Genomic DNA, 1,463 nt, shown 5'->3' with positions numbered 1-1,463 from the left:
ATCAAGCTCAAAGTTGTACCACAGATCAACGAAGGTGATTCTGTTCAGCTAAATATTGAACAAGAAGTCTCTAACGTATTGGGTGCCAATGGTGCCGTTGACGTTCGTTTCGCGAAGCGCCAACTTAACACTTCCGTGATGATCCAAGATGGTCAGATGCTGGTGCTAGGTGGTTTGGTTGATGAACGTGCACTAGAAAGTGAATCGAAAGTGCCACTGCTTGGTGATATTCCAGTATTGGGGCACTTGTTCAAATCAACCAGCACGCAAACCGAAAAACGTAACTTGATGGTCTTCATTAAGCCGACCATCATCCGTGATGGTATGACCGCAGATGGTATCACTCAGCGCAAATACAACTTTATTCGTGCAGAGCAGCTTTACAAAGCTGACCAAGGCTTGAAATTGATGCCAGATGAGAAGATCCCTGTGATCCCAGCATTTGGCCAAGATCGTAAGCATCCTGCTGAAATTCAAGCGTTTATCGATCAAATGGAAAAGAACTAATGGTAGATATGTTAGACACTGCGCCAAGTATGCGTCGTCTGCCCTTCAGTTTTGCCAATCGCTTTAAACTGGTTTTGGAGACTGAGCATCCAGAGCGTCCTCCAATTCTTTACTACGTGGAGCCGCTAAATCCTGCGGCTCTGGTTGAAGTACGTCGCGTGCTTAAGCGCAGTTTCGTGCCTCAAGCCATCGATAAAGAATCCTTCGATAAAAAGCTGACTGAAGCGTATCAACGTGATTCATCAGAAGCTCGTCAATTGATGGAAGATATCGGTGCCGACAGTGATGATTTCTTCTCGTTGGCAGAAGAGCTACCGCATGACGAGGATTTGTTAGAGTCGGAAGACGATGCGCCAATCATCAAATTGATCAATGCCATGTTGGGTGAAGCGATCAAAGAAGGTGCGTCCGATATCCATATCGAAACGTTTGAAAAGACGCTTTCTATCCGCTTCCGTGTCGACGGCGTTCTGCGCGAAGTCTTGACGCCAAGTCGTAAGCTTGCGCCGTTATTGGTGTCTCGTGTGAAGGTTATGGCGAAGCTCGATATTGCTGAAAAGCGTGTGCCTCAAGATGGTCGTATCTCGCTACGTATTGGTGGCCGAGCGGTCGACGTGCGTGTTTCTACCATGCCATCCTCTCACGGTGAACGAGTGGTAATGCGTCTGTTAGATAAAAACGCAACGCGCCTTGACCTGCATAGTTTGGGCATGACTCCTTCGGTACACGACAACTTCCGCCACCTCATTGGTCGCCCGCACGGAATCATCTTGGTGACCGGCCCTACGGGTTCTGGTAAATCGACCACTTTGTACGCCGGCTTGCAAGAAATCAACAGCAACGAGCGCAACATTCTGACGGTGGAAGACCCAATCGAATTTGATATCGATGGCATTGGCCAGACTCAAGTTAACCCGAAAGTCGACATGACATTTGCGCGTGGTCGACGTGCGATC

At 48.3% G+C, this 1,463-nt stretch carries 2 protein-coding genes; both read left to right on the top strand.

Translation table 11 applies throughout. The features are described 5' to 3' along the window. On the top strand, positions 1 to 507 hold a 507-nt coding region (locus R7Z78_RS24315; RefSeq protein ID WP_411977588.1), incomplete at its 5' end, for a type II secretion system protein GspD. After that, positions 507 to 1,463: GspE/PulE family protein (locus tag R7Z78_RS24310; protein WP_169643858.1), on the top strand; the 957-nt coding region annotated here is incomplete at its 3' end. The genes R7Z78_RS24315 and R7Z78_RS24310, both read left to right, overlap by 1 nt.

This window comes from Vibrio sp. 1167 (assembly GCF_033340375.1).
In the GTDB taxonomy this organism is placed as follows: Bacteria; Pseudomonadota; Gammaproteobacteria; order Enterobacterales; family Vibrionaceae; genus Vibrio; species Vibrio alginolyticus.
This window is presented reverse-complemented; position numbering and strand designations above follow the sequence as displayed.